The 1,773-nt window shown below is 32.3% G+C and carries 3 protein-coding genes; 2 read left to right on the top strand and 1 reads right to left on the bottom strand.

Annotated features, from left to right (window positions below; translation table 11 throughout):
* Positions 1–136: 136 nt before the first annotated feature.
* Positions 137–727, top strand: coding sequence for a hypothetical protein (locus GOQ24_RS13060; protein WP_160339891.1), 591 nt, complete (start codon positions 137–139; stop codon positions 725–727).
* 210 nt (positions 728–937) lie between these two features.
* On the opposite strand, the gene GOQ24_RS13055 is transcribed toward GOQ24_RS13060, so the two are convergent.
* Positions 938–1,243, bottom strand: a complete 306-nt coding sequence (locus GOQ24_RS13055) for a hypothetical protein (protein WP_155092189.1) — start codon at positions 1,241–1,243, stop codon at positions 938–940.
* Positions 1,244–1,491: 248 nt separating this feature from the next.
* Between GOQ24_RS13055 and GOQ24_RS13050 the strand changes: the two genes are divergently transcribed.
* Positions 1,492–1,773 (top strand): DDE-type integrase/transposase/recombinase (locus tag GOQ24_RS13050; protein ID WP_317165486.1); only part of this gene is annotated, 282 nt, incomplete at its 3' end.

The raw sequence follows: 1,773 nt of genomic DNA, 5'->3' as shown, positions 1-1,773 counted from the left end.
CTTTGATTACATATTCATACTTCCCGAAAAAGCCTTCTATTAATAATATTAACGACATTATTGATCAAAATAGACTAATAGCTTAAGTCGAACTCACGTTAATTATAGATTACTACCTCCATTTGACTATTTGGTTATGGAGTATGGATATGTAACACCACCAAGTGACGGAGGTAAAACAGATATTGATTCTGCTACTGAATTAATGAAAACAAATGTAGCTAAAATTGATGGGAAGGTTGTTGGTTACTTTTATTTGAATGAGCTGATAGTAGACAATAAGACTTTATTAGTATATCCAGGAGATGATAGAGTAAGTGGAGGTGAAAATCCTTATGCCGATATTCCTAATTTGAATACAGTCTTACAAGGGTATCCTGAAAGTTCTACTCAGTTTGAGTTCGGTATGTCTGCAAGGTGGACTGACTATGGTAATTCTACCCCACTAACTGCTCCAACTAAAATCACAATTAAAGTGTATAAAGGAGGGCAAATGGTGATAGATCCAAAGAATGATAAACGATTTGTAAACATGCTTGATGGAAAAGAGCAAATGCCAGTCTTAAGTTTTGAATCAGATCCTAAAGATGTAAGAGTTAGACAAGGTAGTGATCCTATTATTAGCAAGGCAGGTTACCGAAAGCTGTATACTCCTATGTATAAATTAGAATATGATTTAATAGAAAATACTGGAGTATTAATACCATGGAATTCATTCGATGAATAATTGTATAGATGTTACAATTATATGAAAAAGCGAAAGGTTGGAGAACTCTCCGACCTTTCGCTTTTTTTGTATTACGTATCGTATATTATAAACTTGATTTACTCTGTACTAACAGTGGTTTAGAGAGATGCATTCACATGAAAATCTATTAAAATTAAGAAACGAATAGTCTCTGCTAATAGCATAAACTGTTTGTGGCATAATGTATGTTTACTGACAGTACCTTAATGCAGAGATAACAGCTGTTTCTAAACAGGTAAAGGACTTACAGTTCTCTTTATACAGTGGTGCTTCCCAGTTGTAGTTAGCAATAACTTGTACGCTAAAATGTCCATTGATATCAAACTCTGGATACCAGCCAATATCAAGTATGATCTGGTTGTCAAACGCTGCTTGAAGCAAATCTTCTTTTAACTCATCTATTACATCTTTTGTTGAAAGCGTAAAATCGAGTTGGGTAAGTATATCGAAAGTAATGTTGCTTTTGGATTGTATGAGAAGTGATTTTAAGTTCATTGGGATTAATATAATTAAAGCTTTGACAAGGTAGCAAACAAAGGAATCAGATAGGGTATTCTTTTTTAATTATTTTATGTATAAGATAACAAATAACTTTATGTCTTTCACCTCGCTTAGTTTTTTTATAACCTTTTTGCTTTACTATTTCGTTGAGTATAGAATGACTTTCAGGTTTTTTAGGCAAGGTTGTATTCCCTATATGTTGCATTTATAAACTCGAAAGAAAAGGTATAATTAACAACTGAATCATAAACAATAACTGTATAGCTATATTAGGACGAGACATATGTTTAGAGGTACTAAGAATGGCATTAAGTAATAGAGCCTACAATGAAAAACTTATCCATCACTCAGATAGAGGAAGTCAATACTGTAGCGAGATTTACACTAAATTGTTAAAAGATAATAATATAGCAATAAGCACAACTCAGAATGGAAATCCTAAGGATAATGCAGTAGCAGAACGAGTAAATGGAATAATTAAAGGTGAGTTTGATTTAAACTATTCAAGCTTAGGTTATAAGAAA

It is taken from the genome of Myroides sp. LoEW2-1, from assembly GCF_009767705.1.
Taxonomy (GTDB): domain Bacteria; phylum Bacteroidota; class Bacteroidia; order Flavobacteriales; family Flavobacteriaceae; genus Flavobacterium; species Flavobacterium album_A.
This window is presented reverse-complemented; position numbering and strand designations above follow the sequence as displayed.